The 24,186-nt window shown below is 55.8% G+C and carries 27 protein-coding genes and 1 tRNA gene; 7 read left to right on the forward strand and 21 right to left on the reverse strand.

Going from position 1 to position 24,186, the window contains the following annotated elements:
- Positions 1-77: 77 nt before the first annotated feature.
- The 4 genes from HY868_04760 to HY868_04775 all read left to right on the forward strand — a co-directional run bounded on the left by HY868_04760 (position 78) and on the right by HY868_04775 (position 4,564).
- Positions 78-1,685, forward strand: a complete 1,608-nt coding sequence (locus tag HY868_04760) for a D-aminoacylase (GenBank protein MBI5301427.1) — start codon at positions 78-80, stop codon at positions 1,683-1,685.
- Positions 1,682-2,218 (forward strand): hypothetical protein, encoded by a 537-nt coding sequence (locus HY868_04765; GenBank protein ID MBI5301428.1) that lies wholly within the window; start codon positions 1,682-1,684, stop codon positions 2,216-2,218. Before HY868_04760 ends, HY868_04765 begins: the two co-directional genes overlap by 4 nt.
- Before the next feature lie 283 nt (positions 2,219-2,501).
- Positions 2,502-3,710: a hypothetical protein gene (locus HY868_04770; protein MBI5301429.1), complete on the forward strand. Its 1,209-nt coding sequence runs from the start codon at positions 2,502-2,504 to the stop codon at positions 3,708-3,710.
- A gap of 146 nt (positions 3,711-3,856) precedes the next feature.
- Positions 3,857-4,564, forward strand: coding sequence for a Bax inhibitor-1/YccA family protein (locus tag HY868_04775; GenBank protein ID MBI5301430.1), 708 nt, complete (start codon positions 3,857-3,859; stop codon positions 4,562-4,564).
- Positions 4,565-4,624: 60 nt separating this feature from the next.
- On the opposite strand, the gene HY868_04780 is transcribed toward HY868_04775, so the two are convergent.
- A complete protein-coding gene (locus tag HY868_04780; protein ID MBI5301431.1) occupies positions 4,625-5,629 on the reverse strand; it encodes a Gfo/Idh/MocA family oxidoreductase in 1,005 nt (334 codons plus the stop codon).
- A gap of 239 nt (positions 5,630-5,868) precedes the next feature.
- On the opposite strand from HY868_04780, the gene HY868_04785 reads away from it, so the two are divergent.
- Positions 5,869-6,861 carry a multicopper oxidase domain-containing protein gene (locus HY868_04785; protein ID MBI5301432.1) on the forward strand — a complete coding sequence of 331 codons (993 nt, stop codon included), beginning with the start codon at positions 5,869-5,871 and terminating at the stop codon, positions 6,859-6,861.
- 118 nt (positions 6,862-6,979) lie between these two features.
- On the opposite strand, the gene HY868_04790 is transcribed toward HY868_04785, so the two are convergent.
- The 11 genes from HY868_04790 to HY868_04840 all read right to left on the reverse strand — a co-directional run bounded on the left by HY868_04790 (position 6,980) and on the right by HY868_04840 (position 17,967).
- A complete protein-coding gene (locus tag HY868_04790; GenBank protein ID MBI5301433.1) occupies positions 6,980-7,834 on the reverse strand; it encodes an SGNH/GDSL hydrolase family protein in 855 nt (284 codons plus the stop codon).
- A gap of 141 nt (positions 7,835-7,975) precedes the next feature.
- A complete protein-coding gene (locus HY868_04795; protein ID MBI5301434.1) occupies positions 7,976-8,353 on the reverse strand; it encodes a hypothetical protein in 378 nt (125 codons plus the stop codon).
- Between the two features lie 124 nt (positions 8,354-8,477).
- Entirely contained in the window at positions 8,478-9,392 is a 915-nt protein-coding gene (locus HY868_04800) for a nuclear transport factor 2 family protein (GenBank protein MBI5301435.1), read from the reverse strand.
- Positions 9,393-9,753: 361 nt separating this feature from the next.
- On the reverse strand, positions 9,754-10,404 hold the full coding sequence (locus HY868_04805; GenBank protein MBI5301436.1) for a hypothetical protein: 651 nt from the start codon (positions 10,402-10,404) through the stop codon (positions 9,754-9,756).
- A 124-nt stretch (positions 10,405-10,528) separates the two neighbouring features.
- Positions 10,529-11,263, reverse strand: a complete 735-nt coding sequence (locus tag HY868_04810; protein MBI5301437.1) for a C-GCAxxG-C-C family protein — start codon at positions 11,261-11,263, stop codon at positions 10,529-10,531.
- Positions 11,264-11,479: 216 nt separating this feature from the next.
- Positions 11,480-14,518: a hypothetical protein gene (locus HY868_04815; protein ID MBI5301438.1), complete on the reverse strand. Its 3,039-nt coding sequence runs from the start codon at positions 14,516-14,518 to the stop codon at positions 11,480-11,482.
- Between the two features lie 134 nt (positions 14,519-14,652).
- On the reverse strand, positions 14,653-15,159 hold the full coding sequence (locus HY868_04820) for a DsrE/DsrF/DrsH-like family protein (protein ID MBI5301439.1): 507 nt from the start codon (positions 15,157-15,159) through the stop codon (positions 14,653-14,655).
- Positions 15,160-15,249: 90 nt separating this feature from the next.
- A complete protein-coding gene (locus HY868_04825; protein MBI5301440.1) occupies positions 15,250-15,564 on the reverse strand; it encodes a TusE/DsrC/DsvC family sulfur relay protein in 315 nt (104 codons plus the stop codon).
- 58 nt (positions 15,565-15,622) lie between these two features.
- Positions 15,623-16,291, reverse strand: coding sequence for a DUF1641 domain-containing protein (locus HY868_04830; protein MBI5301441.1), 669 nt, complete (start codon positions 16,289-16,291; stop codon positions 15,623-15,625).
- A gap of 8 nt (positions 16,292-16,299) precedes the next feature.
- Positions 16,300-17,535, reverse strand: a complete 1,236-nt coding sequence (locus tag HY868_04835) for an NAD(P)/FAD-dependent oxidoreductase (GenBank protein ID MBI5301442.1) — start codon at positions 17,533-17,535, stop codon at positions 16,300-16,302.
- A gap of 99 nt (positions 17,536-17,634) precedes the next feature.
- On the reverse strand, positions 17,635-17,967 hold the full coding sequence (locus HY868_04840; protein MBI5301443.1) for a winged helix-turn-helix transcriptional regulator: 333 nt from the start codon (positions 17,965-17,967) through the stop codon (positions 17,635-17,637).
- A gap of 198 nt (positions 17,968-18,165) precedes the next feature.
- Here HY868_04840 and HY868_04845 point away from each other — a divergent pair, with 198 nt between their 5' ends.
- Positions 18,166-18,339, forward strand: coding sequence for a hypothetical protein (locus tag HY868_04845; GenBank protein MBI5301444.1), 174 nt, complete (start codon positions 18,166-18,168; stop codon positions 18,337-18,339).
- Positions 18,336-18,914, forward strand: a complete 579-nt coding sequence (locus HY868_04850; protein ID MBI5301445.1) for a hypothetical protein — start codon at positions 18,336-18,338, stop codon at positions 18,912-18,914. Before HY868_04845 ends, HY868_04850 begins: the two co-directional genes overlap by 4 nt.
- Positions 18,915-18,979: 65 nt before the next feature.
- Here HY868_04850 and HY868_04855 read toward each other — a convergent pair.
- The 9 genes from HY868_04855 to HY868_04895 all read right to left on the reverse strand — a co-directional run bounded on the left by HY868_04855 (position 18,980) and on the right by HY868_04895 (position 24,174).
- A tRNA-Gly gene (locus HY868_04855) sits at positions 18,980-19,051 on the reverse strand.
- Between the two features lie 37 nt (positions 19,052-19,088).
- Entirely contained in the window at positions 19,089-20,222 is a 1,134-nt protein-coding gene (locus HY868_04860) for a radical SAM protein (protein MBI5301446.1), read from the reverse strand.
- An 18-nt stretch (positions 20,223-20,240) separates the two neighbouring features.
- A complete protein-coding gene (locus HY868_04865; protein ID MBI5301447.1) occupies positions 20,241-20,882 on the reverse strand; it encodes an O-methyltransferase in 642 nt (213 codons plus the stop codon).
- A 109-nt stretch (positions 20,883-20,991) separates the two neighbouring features.
- On the reverse strand, positions 20,992-21,585 hold the full coding sequence (locus HY868_04870) for a Uma2 family endonuclease (GenBank protein ID MBI5301448.1): 594 nt from the start codon (positions 21,583-21,585) through the stop codon (positions 20,992-20,994).
- Between the two features lie 23 nt (positions 21,586-21,608).
- Positions 21,609-23,072, reverse strand: a complete 1,464-nt coding sequence (locus tag HY868_04875) for a radical SAM protein (GenBank protein ID MBI5301449.1) — start codon at positions 23,070-23,072, stop codon at positions 21,609-21,611.
- Positions 23,073-23,080: 8 nt separating this feature from the next.
- Entirely contained in the window at positions 23,081-23,296 is a 216-nt protein-coding gene (locus tag HY868_04880; GenBank protein MBI5301450.1) for a hypothetical protein, read from the reverse strand.
- A gap of 4 nt (positions 23,297-23,300) precedes the next feature.
- A complete protein-coding gene (locus HY868_04885; GenBank protein MBI5301451.1) occupies positions 23,301-23,486 on the reverse strand; it encodes a hypothetical protein in 186 nt (61 codons plus the stop codon).
- Entirely contained in the window at positions 23,483-23,854 is a 372-nt protein-coding gene (locus HY868_04890) for a hypothetical protein (protein ID MBI5301452.1), read from the reverse strand. The genes HY868_04885 and HY868_04890 overlap by 4 nt, the downstream gene beginning before the upstream one ends.
- Positions 23,855-23,967: 113 nt before the next feature.
- Positions 23,968-24,174: a hypothetical protein gene (locus HY868_04895; GenBank protein MBI5301453.1), complete on the reverse strand. Its 207-nt coding sequence runs from the start codon at positions 24,172-24,174 to the stop codon at positions 23,968-23,970.
- Positions 24,175-24,186: the final 12 nt, after the last annotated feature.

Raw genomic sequence — 24,186 nt, forward strand, 5'->3', positions numbered from 1 at the left:
ACTTGCCCTACCTGTGGCGCAAATTTCCAATTGGCGACCTGGCAAGTTGGAAACTTGCCCTACAAAAAGCAAACTCCATGCAACCAAACCTCGATCTCGTCTTGCGCGGCGGCACGATCATTGATGGCACAGGCGCGCCGATGCGTCGCGCCGACATTGGCATCGCCGGCAACACTATCGTTGCCATCGGCGATCTCGCGCACGCGTCCGCCGCGCGCGTGCTCGATGTGACCGGACGATACGTCACACCTGGTTTCATTGACATGCACGCACACACGGACGAAACGATTTTTCTCAATCCCAGGATGGAAAGCAAAATCCATCAAGGCGTCACGACCGAGGTGACCGGTAATTGCGGCGAGTCCGCCGCGCCGCTGCTCGGCTCCGCGCGCGATGAGATGATTCGCTCACTCGAACAGTACGACAATATCCAACTCGACTGGGAAACGCTCGACGAGTATTTGCAGCGCGTCGAGCAGACCGGCATCGCGACGAATTACGTTACACTCGTCGGACAAGGCACGTTGCGCGCGAGCGTGATGGGCTATGCCATGCGCGCGCCGACCGACGACGAAATGAAAGCGATGCAAAATTTGCTCGCGCGTTCAATCGAACAAGGCGCGTGGGGCATGTCCACCGGTTTGATTTATCCGCCGTCGTCGTATGCGACCCTGGATGAACTCGTCGCGCTCGCGCGCGTCGCCGCCGAACACGGCGCGATCTACACGAGCCACATTCGCAACGAGGGCGACCGCTTGCTCGAAGCGGTGGACGAGGCATTGACGATTGGCGAACGCGCGGGGATTCCGGTGCAACTGTCGCACCACAAAGCTGCGGGGAAACGCAACTGGGGCAAGGTCAACGAGAGTCTCGCGCGCATCGCGCACGCACGCGAACGCGGTGTCGTCGCGTGTGCGGATCAATACCCGTACATCGCGTCGAGCACCGGACTGAGCACGGTCATTCCCGACTGGGCGCACGAGGGCGGCGCGGAGAAGATGGTCGTGCGATTGCGCGAAGCGACCACGCGCGCACGCATCGCGGACGAAGTGCGCGTCGCGCGACCGGGCTGGGAAAATCCGGCGGTGGATTCCGGCTGGCACAACATCATCATCGTCGGCGCGCGCAGTGATCGCGCCTTGCAAGGCAAATCGGTTTGGCAAATCGCAGAGATGTGGAGCAAAGACCCGGTTGAAACCGCGTGCGATTTGCTCATCGCGAATCAGGGCACTGTCCAGGTTGTCATTTTCAGCATGAACGAAGACGATGTGCGAACCGTGATGAAAACGCCCTGGGTCTTTATCGGTTCCGATTCAACCGCGCGCGCGCCGCAAGGACCGCTCTCCGAGGTGCAGTGTCACCCGCGCACGTATGGCACCTTCCCGCGCGTCCTCGCGCAGTACGTGCGCCAAGCCAAGGTGTTGACCTGGGAGCAAGCCATCGCGAAAATGACGAACGCTCCCGCGCAAATGCTAGGTCTGGATCGGCGCGGGCAACTGTGCGAAGGATTTTTCGCGGACGTCGTCGTGTTCGATCCCGCGACCATCGTGGACACCGCGTCGTTCACCGAGCCGCATCAATTTCCCCTCGGCATGGATTACGTTTTCGTCAACGGCACGCTCACGATTGATCACGGCACGCACACCGATGCGCGCGCGGGACAGGTGTTGCGTAAATCGCGATGACAGACGAAACATTCGAACAGTGTCCCGGCTGTGACGTGCGTCTGCCCAAAGGCGCGGGTGCGACGCATCGTTACATCGGCGCGTCGTCGAGTTGCTGGGAAATGTTCGCCGCGCTGTCGAACGGCGGCGAACCGCCTCTCGCGCCGGATCCCCTGAACGATTTATTGCGCGATGCGTACGCCGCGCAACATCCGGGCATACCCTCTGATCAAGCGATTCAATCGGTGGCGGTGCATCTGCTGACGTTGTACGGCGTCCTCGTGCGTGGCATCGCGCCGGAAAACGCGCTGTGGATTCGTTTGCGCGCGGTGCGCGAGGGCAAACCGCCCAAACACGCGCGGTTCGCGTGGCTCTCGCCGCCCTCCTTCGCCGGCAGTCTCACCATCGCGGACATTGTGCGCGCGCCTACTCTCGATGCGCGCACAGTGCGCGTGCGCGAGTACGTGCAGTTGGTCTGGAGGCGGTGGGCGCGAGATCATTCGAGTACGGTCGCCCAATGGTATGACCAGTTTATTTTGCCGCACAAGTTATAGATTCGATCGCATCGCGTCTCTGATAATTTCTTGACACACACGCGGCGCGAGACTATGGTATAGTGTCGGTAATCTGCAGTAGTTGAAGTAGAATCGGTTGCCGGAGTTCCGCTGAGACTGCAGAAGGGACAATGGTCGTCCCAACTTTGACATCAAGTCACGCCAATGTCCGATGCGGACATTGGCATTTTTGTTTCTTTCCTTCAACGCGTTCCGGCACATTTGCTCTGGGCTGGTACGTCAACCGCCCACACGCACAACTAGAGGAAAAGGAGTGTGTGACATGCGCCAACTCACAATCACGCGCCGGCACATCGTTCGTGCGTCCACGTTGCTGGCTGCCATACTGATCGTAGGCATCGCGGCGAGAGTAGAACCAATCCAGGTCGCTCACGCGCAGATTGATCTGGAGGCGCTTTCCAAGACCTGCGCCGCACGGATTGATCAAGAAGCAGTCACCGCGGTACTCTATCATTTCGAATCTCCCGTCGCTCCCCCGAATTGGAATGCCTACGGTGTATCTGATTCGGATCAGACAGATTGTCGGAATTGGGCGTACACCGAGATTGCCAACCCACTCGGCAAATCCTTTGCGATCATTCCCGCGACGACCTTCGTCCCAAATGCGACCCAGCCGCCGGGTGGAAACTGCGAACATCACCACCTTAACTACAGCGTCTTTGGGAAACGAACCGACCAATCCAATTGGGAGTATATCGGCGGCGGCGGAATGGCGCCAGAGTACATTGAGTTTCCATCGCCGGCGTATTGCTCCGGCCCAACCGTCACGAGCGGGAGTCACAGCTATACTGGATTCCTCTGGGGTACCAACGAGGTCGTGATCCAGAATAGTCCCTACAAACGAGTGGTCGTCGCGTTGCAAGCGCCTTCGCACGGTGTCTCTGGATGCGGATTCTTTGGATGCTACCATCAAGTGAAAATGACCGTCACGTTTTCACCCCTCGATGTGTTCAATCGGCAGGAAGGCGGACTAGGGAGCAATTGGATTGGTACCGGAAAGAGTGGCTACCACATCGCAGATAATCGGATCGAGGTCAACAGCGGCGGTCCGGTCATTTGGAATCCCACCATCTTTGGCTCGAACCAAGGCGCCTCTTTCACATTCATCAATGTAGACCTGAATGGAGTCCATCAGAGTCTCTTGCTCAAAGTACAGGGAGGCGGGTGGCGGACTGGGGTTATCGCCGTCTTTTACAACGCAATCACCAAGCAAATTGGCATCGAGACCTTTGTGCCGACCAAGGGTTGGAACACGGTCCGAACTTTTTCGCGCACCTTGAACGATGGCGACCAACTGGGCGCGCGCGCCGGCAGAAACGGGATCGTGGATGTGTACGTCAACGGCAGAGGGATCGGCTTTGGGCGCGTAGATTCGTTCTTCGATAACAAGGGAGGACGGGTCGGACTCTGGTTCATTGACGCGGGCAATGCGCTTCTGGACGATTTCGCCGGCGCGACCATCGCGCCCTAAGCCAACCATTCACGCGCCGCGGGCATTCTGCCGAAACAATTGCGCCAAGTTAGAAAAATTTAACCCCAAAACTATTGACGGTATCGGCAATCGTGATAAAATAGACGCAACGAAAATACCAAGCCGTTCACGCAAAGGAGAATTCCATGAACACGAACGTGTCTTCCCAATCGTACACTCCCGAAATGATTGCCGAAGTTCAACGCGCCTTTGTGACCCGCGTCTATTTTTGGATGATGCTGGGTCTGCTCGTGACCGCGGGTGCGGCGATGTTCACGCTGACGCAACAAAACTTGGTCATGGCATTGGTCACCAACCGCTTGCTTTTCTGGGGCTTGCTTCTGATCGAACTCGCGTTGGTCTGGTCGTTAAGCGGAATGATCGCGCGACTCTCTGTGACGACCGCGATGGTCGGCTTTATCGCGTACGCCGCGCTGAACGGCGTAACGCTCTCGCTCATCGTATTGGCGTACACCTTGTCGTCTATTGCGACGACCTTTTTCATCACGGCGGGCATGTTCGGCGCGATGAGCGCATTCGGCTACGTCACCAAACGCGACCTCACCGCGTGGGGCAGTCTGTTGATGATGGCGCTCGTCGGGTTGATTCTCGCGTCGGTCATCAACATTTTTTTCGCCAACTCGGTTATCTACTGGGTCACGACGTTCGCCGGCATCGTCATCTTTGTCGGCTTGACCGCGTACGACACGCAAAAGATCAAGCAGATGAGTCTCATGGTCAACGACAACGGCGAGGTCGAACAAAAAGGCGCGATCATGGGCGCGCTCGCGCTGTACCTCGATTTCATCAACTTGTTCCTGTTACTGTTGCGCTTGTTCGGACGACGACGGTAATCGGTACACAAAGTGAGACCCGCTTTCATCAAGCGGGTCTCTTTTTTTGCGCGAAGCGAATTACAGTTGGACGGCTCGTCCAGTGCGCGCCGCTTCGTAGAGCGCGTCGATCACGCGCATATTGCCGCGATCCAATTCGGGCGGATACGCCAATGGCGCACCCGTCAACACCGCGTCGGCGAAATGCTCGCACATCAATTGATAATGATTCGCAGCGGGTGTCGTGATCGTATTCACCGTCGCCAGATGATCCGATTTTTCGCCCTGGCGCAATATGATTTCACCCGGATTCAACAACGGTTTGACCGGGCGCGATACGTCCAAACGTCCTTCCGTGCCTTGAACCTGCACCCACTCGACATAGTCCGTGCGAAAACTGCAATCGAAGACGCCGACGACGTTATCGGGAAACTGCAAGAGCGCGGAGAATGAATCGTCCACACCGCCCGCGTGCGTGACCTGGCTCGCCTGAACCTGAGTCGGCTCCGCGCCGGCGAACAAGCGCGTCATGTTCACACAATAACACCCAACGTCCATCAGCGAACCGCCGCCGGTTTCTTTTTTCAATCGAATGTCCTCGGAACGATTCAACGTAAAACAAAACGCGCTGCGAATCGTTTTGATTTTGCCGATCACGCCTTGGGCGAGTAATTCTTTTGCGCGTGCGACCTGCGGATGAAAGCGATACATGAACGCTTCCATCAGTTGGACACGATGTTGCTTTGCCGCCGCGATCATCGCGTCCACTTGGGCGGTGTTCAGCGCAAACGGCTTTTCGCACAGAATGTGCTTGCCGTGCTCCGCCGCGCGAATCGTCCACTCGCGATGCAGATGATTCGGCAGAGGATTGTAGATCGCATCCACCATGTCCGATTCGAGCAACTGCTCGTACGAGCCGAACGCGTGCGGGATATTTGCCGCGCGCGCCGCGTCCTGCGCGGTCTTGGCATCGCGACTCGCTATCGCGGTGACGATGCCGTTGCGCGATTGTTGAATCGCCGGAATCACCGCGTTGACGCCGATTCTGGCTGTGCTCAAAACGCCCCAACGAAGTGTTTGGTTCATCATTGCCCCCAATCCTAATTTTCGATTTTGGATTTTTGATTTTCGATTGAACGAACGTACTTGATTATCGGCAGATTACGCGATACGTCAATTGACAAATATCTGGTGTTTTCCTACAACTTTTATAGAGGTCAAAGCGAAAAAACTCTATGCTCTCTATGACCTCTATGGCAGAGAAAACTTGCATCGAACCCGGCTTGCGTTATAATGCGCCCGCCAATACGAGTGACGGAGGAATCATGCCATCGAAATTATCGCGCCGCCAATTTATCGCGCTCGCCGGCGCGAGCACCCTCGGCGCAGGACTCGCCGCGTGCGCGACGCGCGACACGCCAACCACGGCGACGCCGACGCCCGCCGCGCAAACCGCCGACGAAATGGATGCCGCCATCGAAAAAGCGGTGCGGTACTTTGTCGCCAACATCGAAGACCAGGTCAAGACATTTTTTCCGCGCCGTCTCACGCCGCGCGTCGAAGGTGACACGCGCGTCTTTGAACTGGCGACCCAGGAAATTTCGTGGGAAATCAAATTGCAAGAAAAAGTACCAATGTTCTCGTTCGGCAGCGCGTTGCCCGCGCCGGAGTTGCGCGTGACCGAGGGCGACAAGGTGCGCGTGATCGTGCAAAACAATTTGAAGGAAAGCACAACGGTGCATTGGCACGGTCTGTTCACATCGAACGTGATGGACGGGGCGACGTACGTCGCGCAACCGCCGATCAGACCGGGACAGCGATTTGCGTACGAGTTCGTCGCGAGACCGGCGGGCACGCATTTGTATCGCGCGCATCACAACGCCGCGGAACAAATCGCGAAAGGGCTTGCCGGCGCGATCATCGTCGAGCCGAAGGAAAAGAAAAGCGAACCGGCTTTCGATAGCGATTACACGCTGCTGTTGAACGATACGCGCGCGGGCGTGACGCTCAATGGGCGAACCTTTCCGATGACCGCGCCGATCATCGCGAAACCGGGCGAGCGCGTGCGCGTGCGGTGGTTGAACGCGGGCTATCGCGCACACACACTTCACTTACACGGCATCGCGATGCAAGTGATCGCGACGAACGGCTGGATACTCTCCTCGCCGTACCCCACCGACACGCTCGACCTCGCGCCGGGCGCGCGCGTGGACGTGATCGTCCAAACCCAGGAATCGGGAATGTGGGTCGTGGATTGCGCGCCGAGCGACATCACGCGCGGCGCGGTCACGATGATCACCGCGTTGGTAGTACGCTAGAGCAAGTTAAACAATCAACCGGCTCCCAGCCGCGCGACAATTTCGCCCACTTGTATCTGTGCTGCGCGCGGCGTTGCAATGCCGCGAGATAACGCGCGGCAGCGTACGCAAGTGCGAACTAGGGAACGATGTACGCGTAGCCCAGTTTCCGAAAAACATCTGCGACAACTTTGGCGCCTTCGTCGTTCTCGTGAATTCCATCGGCGAGATAACCCTTGTCATTGGGGTCTTGGTCGTGATTGGGTCCGTTCAGCGCCAAACCTGTGTCAGCCACCAAAATACCTCGTTCCTTTCCGACCTGGAGAATTGCCGCGTCGAGAGCCGCTACACACCGCCGATATTCCTCGAACTGACCCGTGGCATGCCAAATGCGGTAAAACGGCATGAATCGAGTATAGGTTCGGATGATGGTTGGCTGTCCTTTGCGCAGTAACAAAATCTCGTCGGCAATCGCGCCCATTTCTGTTTTGTACTGTGCGACTGCTTGCGATGAGCAATCGTACTTGTCACTGGCGTTGCCGCTGGTAATGCGCGTGCCAATAAGATGCAATGGGTTGCCGTAAAAGGTCACTACTTGCGACTGACTAACCTCAAGCCGTTCCTGCTTGTCGCTACGCAATTGTTCCAACACGTTTGCGCTGGTAAGATTTCCGAACGCCCACACAAGCAGTTTGACTTTGACACCTAAATCCTCCTCAATGTATTTGGGAAAGACTCGCATAAAACCCCAGGATGAAGAATCACCCAGCACAGCGTAATTCCATTCCTTGCTACCCATCGCGGCGATAACGGTTGGCGCTGTCAAGGGTACGCGCGTAGGAATTGGAAGTACAGTGGGTGCATGCGTCGGTGGAACAGACGAAGGTGTCGGCGGCACTGGCGTCGCGGTTGGCGTCGGCGCGGCGCACGCGACGAGTGCGATGACGCAGAGCGCGAGCACGAGCGCGCCTGCGTAAAACAGTTTCGTTTTCATTTTTGTCATCCTTGAACGGTTGGACAAATTTCCAAATTTGTCCAGCTCAAAAACAAAACCCGGCTCGCAACAGCACGAGTCGGGTTCGACAACTCGAATGCAATTGCAATGCCTGCGTCAGCATCCCCCCCACATAATTGGCTATTCCTTTTTCGTGATGTAGAAATAGCCGTAGATACACACAAACACCGTCACCAGAATCACGTTGAACCAGGCAGACGGTTTATTGTTGCCATCAATGAGCGTGGTTTTCAGAAACACCACCAGATTCGTTAGCGCGTAAACGAGAATGGCAGTGACGATTTTCCGGCGCGCCGACGGGTCGGTGATGCTACGCGTGAGCCATGCCAGAACTGCCAATGCCAGACTGGCGCCTCCATACAACCGCGCCATAGCAACGTGCGCTGGGGTGGCGGTTTCTCCGTAACCAGCCAGTAGCATTTCAGGGACGAAGAAAAAGCCGAGCCCGAACAGCGCGACGATGATAGCCCAAACGAGCAATACGATATTGAGTTTCATACAAGCATCTCCTTACGTGATTTGCGTGCGCCGCGCAAGCGCACGGCGGGTTGATGGTCAACGATTGACGATAGGAGTATTGACTTATAGCACTTGTCCTTTCTCCGTCTCAACGCGCTAGCGGCTATTGCTCAACGCGCGTCCACGGTCGGTAGGTCATCCGGGTAACGCGTTGCGTATACGCATCATCCACCACCACAAAGCGAAGTTGAATGGCGTTTGCTCCTTGTTTCGTCACATAGACCCGGTATGTGCCGACCGCGGTGGAATTCGGCTCGCCAGTACTCTGCGGGTATTGGATTTTGTACAGATCGCTCTCAAACCAGTACTTAGCAACTGTTTTGATTCCTTTCAGCGCACCGCTGATGGCGGTGGCATACCTTTCACCGTTTGCCGCATGTTCCCAATGACTCTCTCCAGAAGCAGAAATCACGAGCCAAACGCCGAGCACATCCTCGCTCTTACTTGCCTGAACTTCTGATCCAGCAACCGGCGCGGTGGTTGGCGCGGGCGCCGCCTTGGCTTGTGCCGCCGCCATCGCGGCTTGGATCTTCGCCAGCGACTCGGGCGTCACGGTTATTGTTTTAGACTTGATCTTGCCTCCCTCAAACACAGCATCCTCCACCGCGACGATTGGAGCGACGCCCAGTTTCTTGTAGCTGTCCGTGGAAAATGTACAGGTGTAGGTGATCTTGTCGCCTGCCACCTTTACATTGCTCAACTCAACGCTAAAGTGGTCGGCGATCAAGCCCTGGAAAAAACCACGGATTTGCTCTTTGCCAGTCCAAACGCCCGATTGACCCGCGGGCGGGGGCTGCATGGTCTGAGTCGCGGCATCCGCGAAGAAAGCCATCACCGCATCCACGTTGCCGGCATTCAGTACGCCCACCAGATCTTTGATCAGCGACGCTGGGTCGGGTGGCGGTACCGGTGTTGGTGGTGGCGGCACTGGCGTTGCGGTCGGTAGCGGCGCGGCGCATGCGACGAGCGCGATGAAGCAGAGCGCGAGCACGCAAATCAAAAACAATTTCGTTTTCATTTTCTCCTCCTTGATTTGGAAATTGGATGTTACGCATGCTTGTCATTTCGAGGAGCGGAGCGACGAGAAATCTACTTGCGACAACGAGATTTCTCGCTACGCTCGAAATGACACTGTTGGAAAACAGAAATTCGCATCTTCCTCCTTTCTGAAAACCAAAACCCGCCTCGCGTTTCCGCGAGCCGGGCTGGCAATCTTCAATACTATCCGATGCCTGCCTCCGGATCGCGCTCGCGCGCATGTCCGCGCTACAAGAGCCGGAGGTGGATCCCCCTCCGACTCAAGCCGGGAACTCTCGGACGGCAGGCACGCCGGAGAATTACCCGCACTCTTCTTTTTGCACGCTGGACGCGCGCGGCGGTCACGCCGGTCGCGGCGCGGTTCCGATCATCACTTTACGATCGCGATAGACGAGCATCGCGGTTGCCAGGATTCCGGCGATGACCAGCCCAACGTCCTCGACGATCCCCCGCGACGCCCATAGAATACCGAGCAGCGCGAACAAGAATGGGACCACGAGCAGGTACTTGGGCAACTTTTTTTCCGTGCATAGAAACAGCCCGAACGTTAAGACCGTCGTGGGACAAGGGAACACGCCGACCAACATCGCGCGCGGGTAGATGTGCCCGACGGCATATCCGACCAGTGGATAAAAGATCGTCGCGTACATGACGAGCGCCAGCCCTGTGACTGAAAAGACATCCGTCCCGATTCGGTACGACATGCTGGGTCTAGCGATGCCAATCAGAAACAGGACGCCTTGAATCACGCACAACGCGGCAAGGGCGTATGCCGGCGCGAACATCTGCGCGAAGGGCATCCAGAACATGATCCCCAACCAGAGCCAGAAAAACGCGAGGATCGCCGCGACGATTCGATCGGAATGCTTGACCTTCTTGGCAGCAACGAACAGCGCAGCGATGATAAGCACGTACGCGACCACTTGCAGGGGCCAAATCGTGAGGTTGTACTTGGCGAAGGCAGCCCATAGAACTTCCGGATTCAGTTGCATGGTGACTCTCCTTTCCTTCGTAGGACAAATTTGCAAATTTGTCCTACGCCATTTCAAAACATCGCGCGCTTTTCGTCCCCTCGCGACATTTGCCGCGAGTGCCTGCCGGACAATCGGCGCGACATCACAGATTATTGAGCAACGTCACCGCTTGCGCGGCAACGTCGCCAGTCAAACGATAACATCGTTCGTTGCGTTCAGATGAGCCGGAACTAAAACCGGACTCTTTGCACCAATTCGCGATCGAATCTTTGCAGAGCAGGGAGTTTGCAACACTCGTCACCAGCACCTTGTCCGACCCAACCTGGAAAGCGCGATCCTTGGCGTACTGATTGCTCTGCTCGCTGGGGAAGGCGAATTTGGTGTACCAATCCGACAGCTCCTTGACCAGCCCGCCATACGCGTAGGTGACCAACGTGATCGCCGCCGATGCGCCATTCAGCGCGCCGCAAAAACTCCCCAACGCGACGACGCCGCCCTTGCCGTAATACAACAACTCGGTTGGGATTTGGGTGTACGGGAATCCCACTGTTTCGCGCAATGCTTCGATGATCGCCGCAAATGCGCCATAACCGCACCCGCCCCCAGCGCACCGGAGGTGTCCTTTTTTGCGGACAAGTTCGGGATCAAGTTTGGCGTAGTGCCAGGGCCATTTCGGCGTCTCTTTAACGATTTCCTTGACAACCTCCTTTGGCACTTCTTTGACGACCTCTTTGATGACTTCAACCGGTACTTCTTTGACAATCTCTTTCGGCGCGCAAGAGGTGACGCCAACAATACTGACGCCGGTGACGAAACCGGTCGCGAGCGTTCCGGCATTAATCAAAAAGTGGCGGCGAGAAATTGTTTGTTCGTCCATCTTGATTTTCCTCCTGCAGAAGGAACAATGCCGCGCGCTAGGTGTCCTCTCGCTAATTTTTTTTGCGAGTGCCTGCCGGACAATGGGCGCGCCACATCGTTGCCTGCTAGACCCGCTTTTGAACTTCATCTTACAAGGTCACCGTGAAATTACCGTGAAATTGGAAAACAAAAAAGACCTTCCAGGTTTCTAAAACCTGGAAGGTCTTTGCGTTTCCTACACGTTTTTCGCATTCTCTAATGCGTACTCGACTGCTTGATCAAGCGAGAGCGCGCGCCCTTCGGATCTCGCCTTCTCAAACACCGGGTCACCCAATTGTGCGCGGATGGCTCCCCACTCTTCATCGTAGGTGCCTTTGATGGTCATCGGGTATGCACGCTGAGTCTCCCAGTGAAAATCCAACGTGCCGAGGATTCGCGCCGCTGGCTCTGGTTTGCCGAGCGGACCGATGCAGAGCGCGATCATTTGCAGAGTCATCACAATGGCAGAGATATTTCCGGCTTGACGATACAACTGCAATGCTCTCATCGCGCAAGCCATTGCCCGATGTAATTCGCCTTTCCAAAAAACAGCCGCCGCTTGAATCATCGCGGCAATCGAATGGTAGCCAACGTGCTGCAACTCTTCGCAGATCGTTATCGCTTCGAGGGTATACGGCTCCGCTCTGTAGACATCCCGCGCGTAGGTGAGAGCAATCCCCAAATAGATCGCGGTAGCGGCAACGCCAATTTGATTACCCAGCGCGCGATGTTTGTCCATCGCTTGTTGCATCAACAGCACACCGCGCGCCAGATCGTTTTCGTGATCTTTTTTGGCAAGGAAGAATCCCAGGAACGACATTACCCACGCCGCCATAGTTTCGTCGCCCAGGTCCTGGAATATCTTCAAACTGGCAGCGCAACAATCTGCGGGATTGCGCCCACCGGGAACCGCCATCGGCAAAAATCCGTACGCCCAGCCCAATTGTTCGAAGGCAAAAGCGCTTTTCCAACCGTCTTCCGCAGATTGCGCGATGGCGAGCCCCTCTTCGCAAAAACGAATCGCGCTCGCCGGATCAAAGTGCCTCGCCGCGAGAAAACCCGCAAGGTTAAGCGCATGCGCGTGCAACGCATCCTGCCCCCACGCTTCGGTCTTGGGCAATAGCCGTTCCAGCCACGCGCGTCCCTCTGGCACCAAACCGCGCCAGGAAAAGAAATTGCGTAAGCCCCACGCGATTCGCAGTGCGATCCGGGGATCCGTTTCAAGCGCGTGCTCGAATGCCGCGCGCAAATCCGCGTAATTCCATTCGATCCGCGCTTTCCACTCCAGCGCATCCGCGCGTCCCAGATGCGGATACGCTTGCTCGATCCATTCGACGAAATAATCGCGATGCCGCGTTTGCGCCTGCTCTGCTTCGCCTGACTCCGCTTGCGCGAATTTTTCGCGCGCGTACTGCCGCACCGTTTCCAACAGCCGATAGCGCGTCTCACTGTCCTTGTGCTCGACGACGACGAGGGACTTGTCTATGAGTGAGGTGAGCAAATCCAAGACCCTAGAAGGATAAAGGATGAGGAACGGAGGATGAAGCGCGTTCATTTCACTTTCATCCTTCACGCGAAGCGTTCCGCTTTCATCTTTTTGTGCGCACACCGCCTCGACTGCTTTCAACGAAAACCCGCCGGCAAATACCGACAATCGCCGCAACAACACGCGCTCGGCATCGGACAGCAAATCGTAGCTCCAATCCATCGCCGCGCGCAGGGTTCGATGACGCGGCAATGCGTCGCGACTACCCCGCGTCAGCAGATTGAAACAATCATCTAGCCGCGCCGCGATTTCTTGCGCCGACAAGACTTGAAGCCGCGCGGCGGCAAATTCGATGGCAAGCGGAATTCCATCCAAACGCGAACACACTTGTGCGGCAGGCGCGGCGTTTTCCACCAGCCGCCAGTTTGCCGCGACGGACATGGCGCGTTCAGTGAAAAGTTGAATCGCATCGTACTGGCGCAATTGGTCGAGCGGCGGCAGGTGTTCCGCGTCCGGCGATGCCAGCGACGGCACACGCCACGCGACTTCGCCGCTGATGTTCAGGATTTCGCGGCTCGTCGCCATTATTCGCAACTTGGGACACGCGCTTGACAGCGTTCCGATCAACTGTGCGCACGCGCCGAGCAAATGTTCGCAATTGTCAACGACGAGCAACAATTCTTTCGCGCGCAAATAATTGGTGAGCACACTGATCAACGCCATCCCCGGCGATTCGCTCAGGTTAAACACCATCGCAACCGTTTGCGGCACGAGCGCGGGATCGCTCAAGGCGGCGAGATCAACCCACCACACCCCATCGCGGAAATGATTGGTCGCCGCGAGATCCGTCGCCACTTGGATCGCGAGACGCGTCTTGCCGCATCCACCCGCGCCGGAGAGAGTCAGCAACCGCGTTTTCCCCACCAATTTCTTCAGTTCCTTTTGTTCCCTTTCTCTTCCGACAAAACTGGTCAGCGGCATCGGTAGATTCCCTAACCAGACGGCATGCGACGGACGACCGGTTTCTTCGGCGCGAATCTTTTCGTACAACGCAATAGTGTCACGCGATGGCGCGACATTCAACTCCGCGCGTAACATGCGCTCACACTCGGCGTACTGCTTGAGTGCAGCGGCGCGGTTGCCCATCGCGATATAACAGACGATCAAATGTTGATGCGCGGCTTCGTTCGCCGGATCGCGCGCGAGGAGTTTCTGTGCAAGCGCGATCGCGTCGGCATAGCGGCTCTGCGAACGCGCGTGTTGAATCAACTGTAACAGCGCCGCGTGATACTGCGCGCGCACGCATTCGCGTTCTGCAAGAACCCAGTCGTCGTAGAAATCGGGAAGCAGGTCGCCGCGATAATTTTCGATTTTCGATTTTAGGTTTTCGCTTTGCGCTTGACTCGCTAAATCGAAAATTTCGCGCGCGTCCACCCAGAGTGGGAACCCAGGATTGATCTGCGCCGTCTCGCGATCCGCGACAAGAATATCATCGCCGAGATGTTTGCGAATCGTAGCAAGTGCCGTGCGGAGCGAGGAGCGCGCATGCTCGTCAAGCACGTCGCCCCAGAAAAGCGCCGCCAGTTTTTCGCGGGGATGTTCATCCGGGAAGAGTAAAAGATAGGCGAGGAGCGATTCGATTTTGCGCGTGGGGAGGCGAACGACCTCTCCGTTTCGCTGGATGCGAAACGCGCCGAGGAGAAAAAACTGGAGTGAAGGTACATTTGTGGGAGTACGTTGGCTTGCCATTTTTGCCTCCCGACAAAAAATGTCATCGTACACCGAGTACCCAAATTGTACGACAGATGTTTGATCCTGTCAATGAAATGCAAACCCGGCGTCTCAATGAGAGACACCGGGTTCATTTCTGTACGCGTCACGCGTTAGATGAAAATGATCTGCGCGCCTTCGGTCATGTCCATGAAATCGCCGGCGGTGACGATGTCAAGCACGCCGTCAACGAAATCGTCCTTCGTCAGTCCGAACATGTCCACCGACATTTTGCACGCGTACATTTTTGCGCCCGCATCCACGAGCATTTGCAAATACTCGCGTACGGTCGGCACGCCGAGTTTTTTCATCTTGCTGTTCATCAAGGTTGTCGCAAACGCGGTCATCCCTGGAATCACGCCCGCGATTTGCGGAATGCCGATGTAACCCGGCACACCCATCATGTTCATCTTCATGCTGGCGTTGCTAATCGGCGGGATTTCGAGATGGTCCACGCGATCCTTGTTAATCATGTCCAAGCCCCAGAACGTGAAAAAGATCGTCACGTCAATGCCATTGCCCAGCGCCGCCCAGCCCATCACGAGTGCGGGATACGCCATGTCCAAGTTGCCTTTCGAACAAATGAATGCGACCTTGCGATTCTCGTCTGCCATTTCGATTTCTCCTTTGAAAATTCATTGCCCGCGAAGGGCGCCAAGGTTTTGGAGAGATTCTTCGTGACCGTGGTGTTCTTCGTGGGACAGTTTTTTTTACACGCAACCTTCGGGTTTGCCGAGACCGGAAATTTTCGCGACTTTTTTCGCGGGACCTTTGGGGAACCACGCGAACAAATCCTTGGTGGATACGCCAGCGCCGGTTGTGATTTGACGCAACGTCGGCGCTTTGCCGCTGCCCGCGCTCGCGCGACAAAAATCAATGATCTTCCAGTGATTCGCAGTTAATTCGGCGATGCCTTCTTCCTTCGCCATCTCTACCGCGATCTCTTTGCTCCACTCGCTCGGATTCGTCATGAATCCTTCGTCGTTCACTTGCACGGTCTTGCCCGCGATTGTTTTCGTTGCCATCGTTTGCCTCCTTAAATGTATAACAAATTTCATGGCAAGTTGGAAACTTGCCCTACGGTCACGCTTGCGACCCGACGACACTCAGCACGCGCATCGTCAGCGCCAAGCCGCGGCGCACCGCCGGATCGCGCATTTGATTCATCAGCGCGAACAGCGACGTGTCCACCGGCTTTTCGATTTCGCTTTGCGCGATCATCAACGTGTTACGCACGAACGTCATAATCTCCGGCTGGGTCATGTCTTTGACGACGTTCAGAATCAGGACGACATTCTCACCCAGCTTTTTCACATCGTCCTCGCTAAACGAGGTGACGATGTTGTCCATGATTTGGATGCCGCCCTGCGCGAAGGTGAAATAGCCCTTGCGTTCCATCACCTCGAGCGTGTCCACTGCTTTGCCGAATGCCTGGTCGGTGAGCGGACTCATCGTCTCGATTAGTTCCATCGCGCTTTCAAGTTGGTCGAGCATTTTTTCGAGATTGCGTCCGTTGCGTAGCAATCGTTTGAGCAAGCGCAGTAAATCATTGAGGTCAACGTACTCTTGCACCTCTTCCAACTGCTCGACGGTCAAGCGAAATGCGTCGTTTGCGATCGGCATCAGATCGCGCATCAATTCTTCGCGATCACGGCGACCGCGTTCGGCGGCTTGGGCTTGCTCGGTCAAGTACTGAATTTGCGTCGAGAGCGCGTCTACTTTTTGGTTGAGGTCAGCCATCGTCTGATCCATTGCGCCTCCTATTTGCTCCACTTGCCCGCCATGCTCATTTTCGCCGGCAGCGGCAGTTCTTGTCCCTTGAGCAGAATGTTCCAGTACATCCAGCGGAACATCAACTTGCCCCAGTGATTCGCTTCCGATTCTTGCAACAACGAAAATGGTCCGACGCCGGGTAGCGGATAGTGACCGGGCAAGGGTTCGACATCATAATTGAAATCAATCAGCAACCCTTTGCCGAAACCCGATTCGATGAAACAATTTGCGTGACCGTCGAACGTCGGCAACATGTCCAAGCCGTCAATGTAACGCGTAAAGTTCTCGCTGAAACAGTCCACCGCAAAGTGCGCGACCGAACCAGCTTTCGAGGTTGGCAATGACGCGGCATCGCCGAGCGCGAACACGTTCGAGTACTTGGGCGAGACGAACGTGTGCTTGTCCACTGCGACATAGTTGAGTTCGTCGCCCATCCCGGAACGAGCGATCGCTTCGTCGCCCATATTGACCGGCACGCTGACGAGCAAATCGTACTCGATCTCGCGTTCGTCATACGAGATGATTTTCTTGGCGTCGGGAGAAACTTCCATCAACATGAACTCGGGTTCGATCTTGACGCCTTTGCGATCCAGAATATCGCCGAGATGTTTGGACGCGGTCGGTTTGGTGAACGCGCCGGGGAGCGGCGTCGCGTAGATCAACTCGACACGGTCGCGCATGCCTTGCTCGTGAAAGAACCAATCGGCGAGCATGATGAATTCGAGCGGCGCGACCGGGCACTTGATCGGATTCTCGACGACGTTGAGCACCAAGCGTCCGCCTTGCCAGGTTCGCAAATGTTTGGCGAGCGCCAGCGCGCCTTCGACGGTGTAGAAATCGTAGATGGATTTGTACCACTCGTGTTCGTTCAAACCGGTCGTTTGCTCCGGGTGCGTGCGCGTGCCGGTCGCAATCACGAGGAAATCGTAATTGAGATAGCGCCCGTCCTTCGCCAACTTGACGCGATTGTGTTCCGGTTCGATCACGTCAATCGCGGACGTGATGAACTCGACGCCGGGCGGAATGAAATCGCGCTTGGGTTTGATGACGTCGTTCTTGCTGTACATCCCAAACGGGATGAACAGAAAACCTGGCTGATAATAGTGCGTTTCGTGTTGGTCTACGATGGTGATGTGCCAGTCGTCCGAATCCAACAACCGGCTCAACCGATTCACAACCATCGTGCCAGCCGTGCCAGCGCCGAGGACTAACAGTTTTTTCATTGATATTCTCCACTTGGGAATTGGGTTGTGTACAAAAAATTACCTCTTCGCGAATTTGTCGAAGAGGCAATCCTCACCTCAAAAATTGTTCCGCCCATTTTAGGCAATCGCGTCCGCGAGCGCGCTGCGTTTATTCAAATGATCGGCGAGCACCTCGCGCAGCAAATCGAGCGCCTTGATGATGCGTTTGTCGGCGAGCGTGTAGATGATGTTCGCTCCTTTGCGTTCGGCGATCACCATGCCGCGCTCGCGCAGAATCTTCAAGTGCCGCGACACCGTCGGTTGAGGCATCTCCAATAATTCGGCAAGTTCCATCACGTTTTGGGGATTTTCGAACAGGGCGTATAAAATCGCGATGCGTTTTGGATCGGACAGTCCTCCGCAGATTTCCGCGTGGAGATGATTAATCTCGCCGAGTAGTTTTTTATCCATCACGTTCTCCAGGATTGACACATATTCGTTAATGCGTATATCTAACTTCACGCACAATCATATAATCGCAAGGTCGGAATCTGGTCAAAGCCGTGTACCCAGAAAAGTGAAAGTTTGGCGCGCGGCTTGGCGGCGTTATGTTATAATCGCGCCGGGCAAGTAGAGAAACCTGCCCGACAATCTCAAGGAGCATTCGTTATGAAATCGCTCGCGTATCATCTGCCGATCGCGCTCGTCGCGTTTCTGCTCGCGCTGTTGCTCGCCACCGACCTTGCCTTCACGCGCGATGCGCGCGTGCTGGCGACCTTGCTCGCGCCAACGTTGTGGATCGGGTTGGATGTTTTATTCGGCAAAGCACCGGCGAGGCAATGATGTATACGAACATGCTCGAATTCGGCGCAATCGTTTTGTTGATCGGCTCGCTCTGGCACGCGGTCCACTACCTGGGTCGCGCGTGGGCGCAACAATGGTTCATCGCCGCGGCGATGTTCGCGGCGATCCGCGAGACGATCATCCAGGTCGTTTTGCAAACGTACATTTTCGAGGCGCGCATGTTGCGGCTCGGCATCGTGCCGCTCGCGATGATTCTGCTCTACCCGAGTGTGCTATATCTCGCGTACCATTTCGCGCGGCGATTGGTCACGCGCCCGGCATGGATCGCGGTCATCATGTTTGCCGTCGCGGCGAGCATCGGCTTGGCGTTAGAGGCGACCGCGGCGCAAGCCGAGTGGTGGGTGTACACTGGCGCGCCGCGCATGATGTTCGGCGGCGTGCCGCTGGGTGCCCCGTTCGTGTGGGGCGGCGCGGCGGCGATTTTCTACGCGATCTTTGATCGCATTAGCAAGGCGCGTCTGTCGGAGCAAGGCAAGTTGTATGCGCTCGTTACGCTTTCGCCGGTGATCGCGTTAGCGCATTTGTTGTGGATGGTGGTGGTGGGGATGGTGTAAACAAATATGGGCAGGCGAAAAAAATCCGCTCCACATTTTTCGTGGAACGGATTTTTTATTTCCAGAGCGGGAGATGGGATTTGAACCCACGGCATCCACCTTGGGAAGGTGGCGTTCTGCCACTGAACTACTCCCGCAATCTTGCCTGGATTATACGCGAGAACTCGCATCACGTCAAGACGAAATCGCGGACTCGGCGTGTCGCTCCAACGGCACATTCGGTCGCACGAGCAACTCGCGGGCAACCTGCAGCAACGTCGGCGGATGCAACAACATATTCGCGTAACTCGCGTTCGCCATCGGGCACGCGCACTCGCCCGCCGCGATGCTCGCGCGCAAGTTCTTGAGTGCTCCGATTTTCTCAAACCAAATTGGACGCAAATCGTAATTGGTAATTCGTAAGTTGCCAACTGGCTCGGCGCGAATACAACACGACCATACGTCGCCGTTCGGCGCAAGATGTCCGCTCGCCCAGCCGGCAAAGCAAGGAATGACCTGCCGTTGTTCGATCAATGTCTGTTTCGCCATCTGATAATAACGCGCGCGAAACGATTGCGTGATGCGCGCAAAGCCGCGCGCGTGAGTCGCGCGTGCGCGCGCGCTGAGAAAATCCGCAATCGGCGCGTACTCGCGCGCGAGCGGCGTGATGCCCAGCCCGACCGTATCGAGTTCGACGCGTTCCTCGGCGACCTCGGTGATGTACGAATCGGGTGCGAGCGGTTGCAAGCCGGCGTAAATATCGCGAAAGCGTTGAACGTTGAATTGCGAAATGACCGAGTGAATGCTCAACACGAGATTGGAGTGCTGTTTCTGCAAATCCTTCAGCGCGCGCCACGTCTCCATCGCCTTGTTCCAGTTTCCCGGCACCAGTCGAATATCGTCGTGCTCCGCGCCGATGCCATCGAGTGAAAGGTTGATGCCGATGCGCGAGCGCGGCGCGCCTGCGCAAATCTTCGCGACGCCTTCCGCAATGCGTTGCGTGAGAATGCCATTCGTCGGAATTGTGATGTACTCGGGGCGACAGAGTTGATAACCGGCGAGCACCATCTCGGGCAAATCTTTGCGGAGAAAGGGTTCGCCGCCGGTGAACGTCAAGTAAATCGGACCATGTCCGATATTCTGGAAAACACGCGTCCATTCGTCGAGCGTGAGATCGTCGTTCGGTTTGCGCCACACGTCGCACGTCCGGCATTTCGAGTTACACCGGTACGACACGCTGACGACGATGCTGAACGGCAACAATTTCGGAAAGCCGAAACGATAGAACGACCAGTAGAGTGGAATCTTGGGGAGAAGCGAGGCGAGCATTGATCTAATTTCCGTGGGTCATTTTTTGTACGCGACAATCATACCATCACGGATCGGCACGAGCGATGCAATCCATCCTGGGTCAGTCGTAATCTGGCGCGTGAATTCACGAACACCTTGCGTGTCCGGCGAGTTATCTTTGGCATCAAAGATTCGACCATACCAAATCATGTTGTCAATAATAAGCACACCACCGGGTCTCAATTTCTCAGCAATGATCGGCAATGCAGTTGGATAAGCATGTTTGTCAATGTCATTGAAAATCAAATCGAACGAATCCGACATGGTCTCAAGTTTTTGCACCGCCTCGCCAACATGGTATTGCACAATGGCTTGCAAGCCCAGCACCGCCAAATGGCGCCTCGCACGTTGCGATAGTTCTTCATCCCACACGACATGGTGCACTTGACCGCCGCCATTTTCCTTGACCGCTTGCGCGAACCAAGCCGTCGAGTATCCAAAACCAGAACCCATTTCAAAAACACGTTGCGCGCGAATCATCCGCGCAATTTGATAACAAAGGTATCCTGCCGCGGGACCAATGATTGGGAAATCGGTTTCTGCCGCGTATCGCTCCATCGCTTGCATTTCAACTGGGCGCGCTGGAACTAGCGCATCCAGATAGTCATGTAATTGAGATGAAATCAACCTGCACTCCATCTATCAATGTGCTTCAGCATTCGCACGCGCGCCGCGGAAAAAGCGCAACGCATCCTTGACGCGCTCTGGCGCGTCCAGCCACGTATCGCGCATCAACAAGCGCCGCGATTTATCCGAAACTGTCGCTTTTCTCGCCCTGCCACTCGACCTTTTCGTAGATGGTCATCAACGGAATCTGGATTTCCAACGAAGGCAGGTTCAAGATCGCGTCCATTTGTTCCAACGTTTCCAGAACCCAGAAATTTCCATCACGATGAAAATGTTCGATGTACGGTTTCGTCTGATCAATCATCACATATTCTTTCAAACTGGGAATGTGGCGATACATGGCAAATTTCGCGCCGCGATCGTACTCTTTGGTCGAATCCGACCACACTTCGACCAGCACAATCGGATTGAGAACCGTATCATCGCGTCCCGGCACAAATTCGATTTTTCCACAGATCACCGTCACATCGGGATAGGTGTACAAACCGCTCTTCTGAACACGCAAACGGACATCCGTGCTAAACACCCGGCAGGGTTTGGAAGACAAAAACCAATCAAACGACTTGGCAACATTGAAGGTGATTTGATTGTGATTGACCGACCCGCCCGACATAGCAAAAATTTCACCATCGCAGTACTCACTCCGCTGATCGGATTTTTCTTCTAACAACAAATACTCTTCGGGTGTGAACAATCGGTGACGCGGATTAATCATCAGTGTCCCCCTTGAGAGCCAAGTCAATGCGCTTGCGCATTCGCGCGTGCGCCGCGGAAAAAGCGCAACGCATCCTTGACGCGCTCTGGCGCGTTCATCCACGTATCGCGCATCAACAAGCGCCGCGCCAGTCGCGATGGACGAAAATAGAATCGCCGGTACGCTTCGTGCCACTTGCGTTCGACGACCTCGGCGGTAAGATCGCCAACCTGGAAATGCGCCTTGTCCGCGTGAATTGCGTAATCGTCCCAGTTGTGCGAAAAGAGAATGCCTTCCTTCTCGACCAACTTCCACAACTCGGTGCCCGGGTACGGTGCGGCGATCATAAAGTTCGCGAGGTCGGGATCGAGTTCGAGCGCGAGTTGAATCGTCTTTTCCATTGTTTCTTCGGTCTCGTGCGGCATTCCGAAAATGAAAAAGCCCATCGTTTGCAACCCAGCCGCTTTGGCGTGCTTGAACGCGGCGCGCACCTGATCGAACGTTTGCGATTTCTTGACGACGCGTTTCAAAATAAACTCGTCACCGCTTTCGACGCCAAAGCCCACGCGCTTGCAACCGGCTTGCCGCATCAACTTGAACAATTCGAGATCGGTGTGATTCACCTTCATCCCGTGCACCGTCACCCAGGGTACGGTATTCAGCCCTTCCGCGATAATCGCGCGGCACAATTCTTTCGCGCGTTTCAAGTCGAGATTCCAAATGTCGTCGGTCACGCCGATTTCGGTCGCGCGCAAATCCTTGACGAGCATCCGCCATTCGCGCATCACATTTTCGACGGAACGCGCGCGCCACGTGTCGCCGGTGATCGGCTTGGAGCAATACGTGCATTTGTACGGACAGCCGCGCGAGGTAACAATCGTATACGCGCGCGCATTCGGATCGAGTCCATCGGTGAGCGGATTCAAGTTGGTGTAGCGTTCGATCTTGAACAGGTGATACGCCGGCGTCGGGATGCTGTCGAGATCGAGTGGCAGCGGGCGATCCAGGTTGTGCATCACGTTTCCCGTCGCATCGCGCCAGGACAAGCCGAGAATGTTTCGCAATCGTGAATCGTTGATTGCCGACCGCGAACCGCCCTGCGCGGTCGTTTCGAGCACGCGCAGAATTTCGACGAGCGTACTTTCCGCTTCGCCGCGCACGACCAGATCCACTTCGGGATGTTGCATGGATTCGTCCGGCTGAAGCGTGAGATGCGGTCCGCCGAGAATCGAAACCGCGCCGCGCGCTTGCGTCTCAGATGCGACCTTCCACGCTTCGTTGATGAGCACCGTCGGCGCGGACACGCCGACGACATCGTACGGACGATTCTCCGCGCGCGCACGATCCAACACTTGCGCGACCGAGTCGTCCTCGACCGCGCCATCGTGCAAGGTCACATCGGAATAGCCGTTCGCCAGAAGCGAACCGGCAAGATAGCCCAAGCCGTTATGAATATGGGCGCGCGAGTTCCACACTTTGGATTCGGGAGAAACGAGCAGAATACGCATACTTTTTCTTACCCACTTTTCCAATTCTCAACCTGGAGACCCAGGTCGTCGAAATCTTTTTCGTTATCGGTCACGAGAATCGCGCCGAGTCGTTTTACTTGCGCGGCGATGAGAACATCCGCGTCGGCAATCGGTCTGCCATCAAGTTCGCGTTGCGACCACAGTTGGGCGGCGCGCGCCCAGTCTTGCGGCTCAACCTCATGCCAAACAAACTTGGGGATCAACCTTTCAAAAAAACGCCGATTGCTTTTGCGCATCGCGCTTGAGTAAACCGCGTTTGATTTCGAAATACACAATTGGCGAGAGCACAAGCACATCATTCGCAACAAACGAGTCTTCGGCACGTTGTTCAACCGATTGATTACGCCGCAACAGCAAGGAGATGATGTTGGTATCGAGAAGATATGTTGTCATAGTTCAATGTCTCGGAAACGTAACCGCCGTGTACGGAGTTCTTGTTCAAATTCATCCCACTGCTCTGGAGTCCAATCATCCGGTTCTTGCATCCACTCACGGAGAATCCTGATCGCTTCAAGATTTTCCGGCTTGGTCTTTGGTTTGGCAAGTTTACTAACTTGGTGTTTGCCATTCTTCGGTGCGACGCGTTGCTCGACTGGGACAATCAACAACCCCTTGCCGGTGTCTACCCAGCGCAAACGCGACTTGGAGGTCACGCGGTAGCGTTCGCGGAACTCACGCGGAATCTGGGTCGTGCCGCGCGCGGTAACGACCGTAATCGGTTCGGCGGAATAGGTTGCTTTCGTTTCTTTGAGTTTTGCCATCGCGCACCTCCTTCGCGAAACGATTATACACCGCGCCGGAATCGCGGTCAACAAAAACAAAGGCGAGATCCTTCGAGTCTGCTCAGGACGCCTCGCCTCATTGTGACGATGAATTAGCCGAGTTCGTGAACGTGCTTTTGCAGTTCGCGTTGCGGAAATTGAACGTACTGCTCCGGCATAATTTGCTCGATCTCTTTCGGCGTCAAACGGAGTTTGAGATTTTCGAACGCATCCTCTGCCGTCGTGCCGTATGCCAATTTCTTTTTGCCGTTCTTCATCGCGAACAGGAAAAAGTGGTGCGGATTATTGAAACTGCTCATCGTTTCCTTCCA

It is taken from the genome of Chloroflexota bacterium, assembly GCA_016219275.1.
Taxonomy (GTDB): Bacteria; Chloroflexota; Anaerolineae; order UBA4142; family UBA4142; genus JACRBM01.

Bases quoted from the DNA above. Each gene is read 5' to 3' on its own strand.
- HY868_04890 (MBI5301452.1), bottom strand. From the start codon at position 23,854: ATGGCAAAACTCAAAGAAACGAAAGCAACCTATTCCGCCGAACCGATT.
- HY868_04780 (MBI5301431.1), bottom strand. From the start codon at position 5,629: ATGAACCAAACACTTCGTTGGGGCGTTTTGAGCACAGCCAGAATCGGC.
- HY868_04795 (MBI5301434.1), bottom strand. From the start codon at position 8,353: ATGAAACTCAATATCGTATTGCTCGTTTGGGCTATCATCGTCGCGCTG.
- HY868_04785 (MBI5301432.1), top strand. From the start codon at position 5,869: ATGCCATCGAAATTATCGCGCCGCCAATTTATCGCGCTCGCCGGCGCG.
- HY868_04790 (MBI5301433.1), bottom strand. From the start codon at position 7,834: ATGAAAACGAAACTGTTTTACGCAGGCGCGCTCGTGCTCGCGCTCTGC.
- HY868_04805 (MBI5301436.1), bottom strand. From the start codon at position 10,404: ATGCAACTGAATCCGGAAGTTCTATGGGCTGCCTTCGCCAAGTACAAC.
- HY868_04885 (MBI5301451.1), bottom strand. From the start codon at position 23,486: ATGACAACATATCTTCTCGATACCAACATCATCTCCTTGCTGTTGCGG.
- HY868_04895 (MBI5301453.1), bottom strand. From the start codon at position 24,174: ATGAGCAGTTTCAATAATCCGCACCACTTTTTCCTGTTCGCGATGAAG.
- HY868_04770 (MBI5301429.1), top strand. From the start codon at position 2,502: ATGCGCCAACTCACAATCACGCGCCGGCACATCGTTCGTGCGTCCACG.
- HY868_04765 (MBI5301428.1), top strand. From the start codon at position 1,682: ATGACAGACGAAACATTCGAACAGTGTCCCGGCTGTGACGTGCGTCTG.
- HY868_04800 (MBI5301435.1), bottom strand. From the start codon at position 9,392: ATGAAAACGAAATTGTTTTTGATTTGCGTGCTCGCGCTCTGCTTCATC.
- HY868_04760 (MBI5301427.1), top strand. From the start codon at position 78: ATGCAACCAAACCTCGATCTCGTCTTGCGCGGCGGCACGATCATTGAT.
- HY868_04875 (MBI5301449.1), bottom strand. From the start codon at position 23,072: ATGCGTATTCTGCTCGTTTCTCCCGAATCCAAAGTGTGGAACTCGCGC.
- HY868_04865 (MBI5301447.1), bottom strand. From the start codon at position 20,882: ATGGAGTGCAGGTTGATTTCATCTCAATTACATGACTATCTGGATGCG.
- HY868_04815 (MBI5301438.1), bottom strand. From the start codon at position 14,518: ATGGCAAGCCAACGTACTCCCACAAATGTACCTTCACTCCAGTTTTTT.
- HY868_04870 (MBI5301448.1), bottom strand. From the start codon at position 21,585: ATGATTAATCCGCGTCACCGATTGTTCACACCCGAAGAGTATTTGTTG.
- HY868_04860 (MBI5301446.1), bottom strand. From the start codon at position 20,222: ATGCTCGCCTCGCTTCTCCCCAAGATTCCACTCTACTGGTCGTTCTAT.
- HY868_04775 (MBI5301430.1), top strand. From the start codon at position 3,857: ATGAACACGAACGTGTCTTCCCAATCGTACACTCCCGAAATGATTGCC.
- HY868_04845 (MBI5301444.1), top strand. From the start codon at position 18,166: ATGAAATCGCTCGCGTATCATCTGCCGATCGCGCTCGTCGCGTTTCTG.
- HY868_04835 (MBI5301442.1), bottom strand. From the start codon at position 17,535: ATGAAAAAACTGTTAGTCCTCGGCGCTGGCACGGCTGGCACGATGGTT.
- HY868_04840 (MBI5301443.1), bottom strand. From the start codon at position 17,967: ATGGATAAAAAACTACTCGGCGAGATTAATCATCTCCACGCGGAAATC.
- HY868_04810 (MBI5301437.1), bottom strand. From the start codon at position 11,263: ATGGACGAACAAACAATTTCTCGCCGCCACTTTTTGATTAATGCCGGA.
- HY868_04825 (MBI5301440.1), bottom strand. From the start codon at position 15,564: ATGGCAACGAAAACAATCGCGGGCAAGACCGTGCAAGTGAACGACGAA.
- HY868_04830 (MBI5301441.1), bottom strand. From the start codon at position 16,291: ATGGATCAGACGATGGCTGACCTCAACCAAAAAGTAGACGCGCTCTCG.
- HY868_04850 (MBI5301445.1), top strand. From the start codon at position 18,336: ATGATGTATACGAACATGCTCGAATTCGGCGCAATCGTTTTGTTGATC.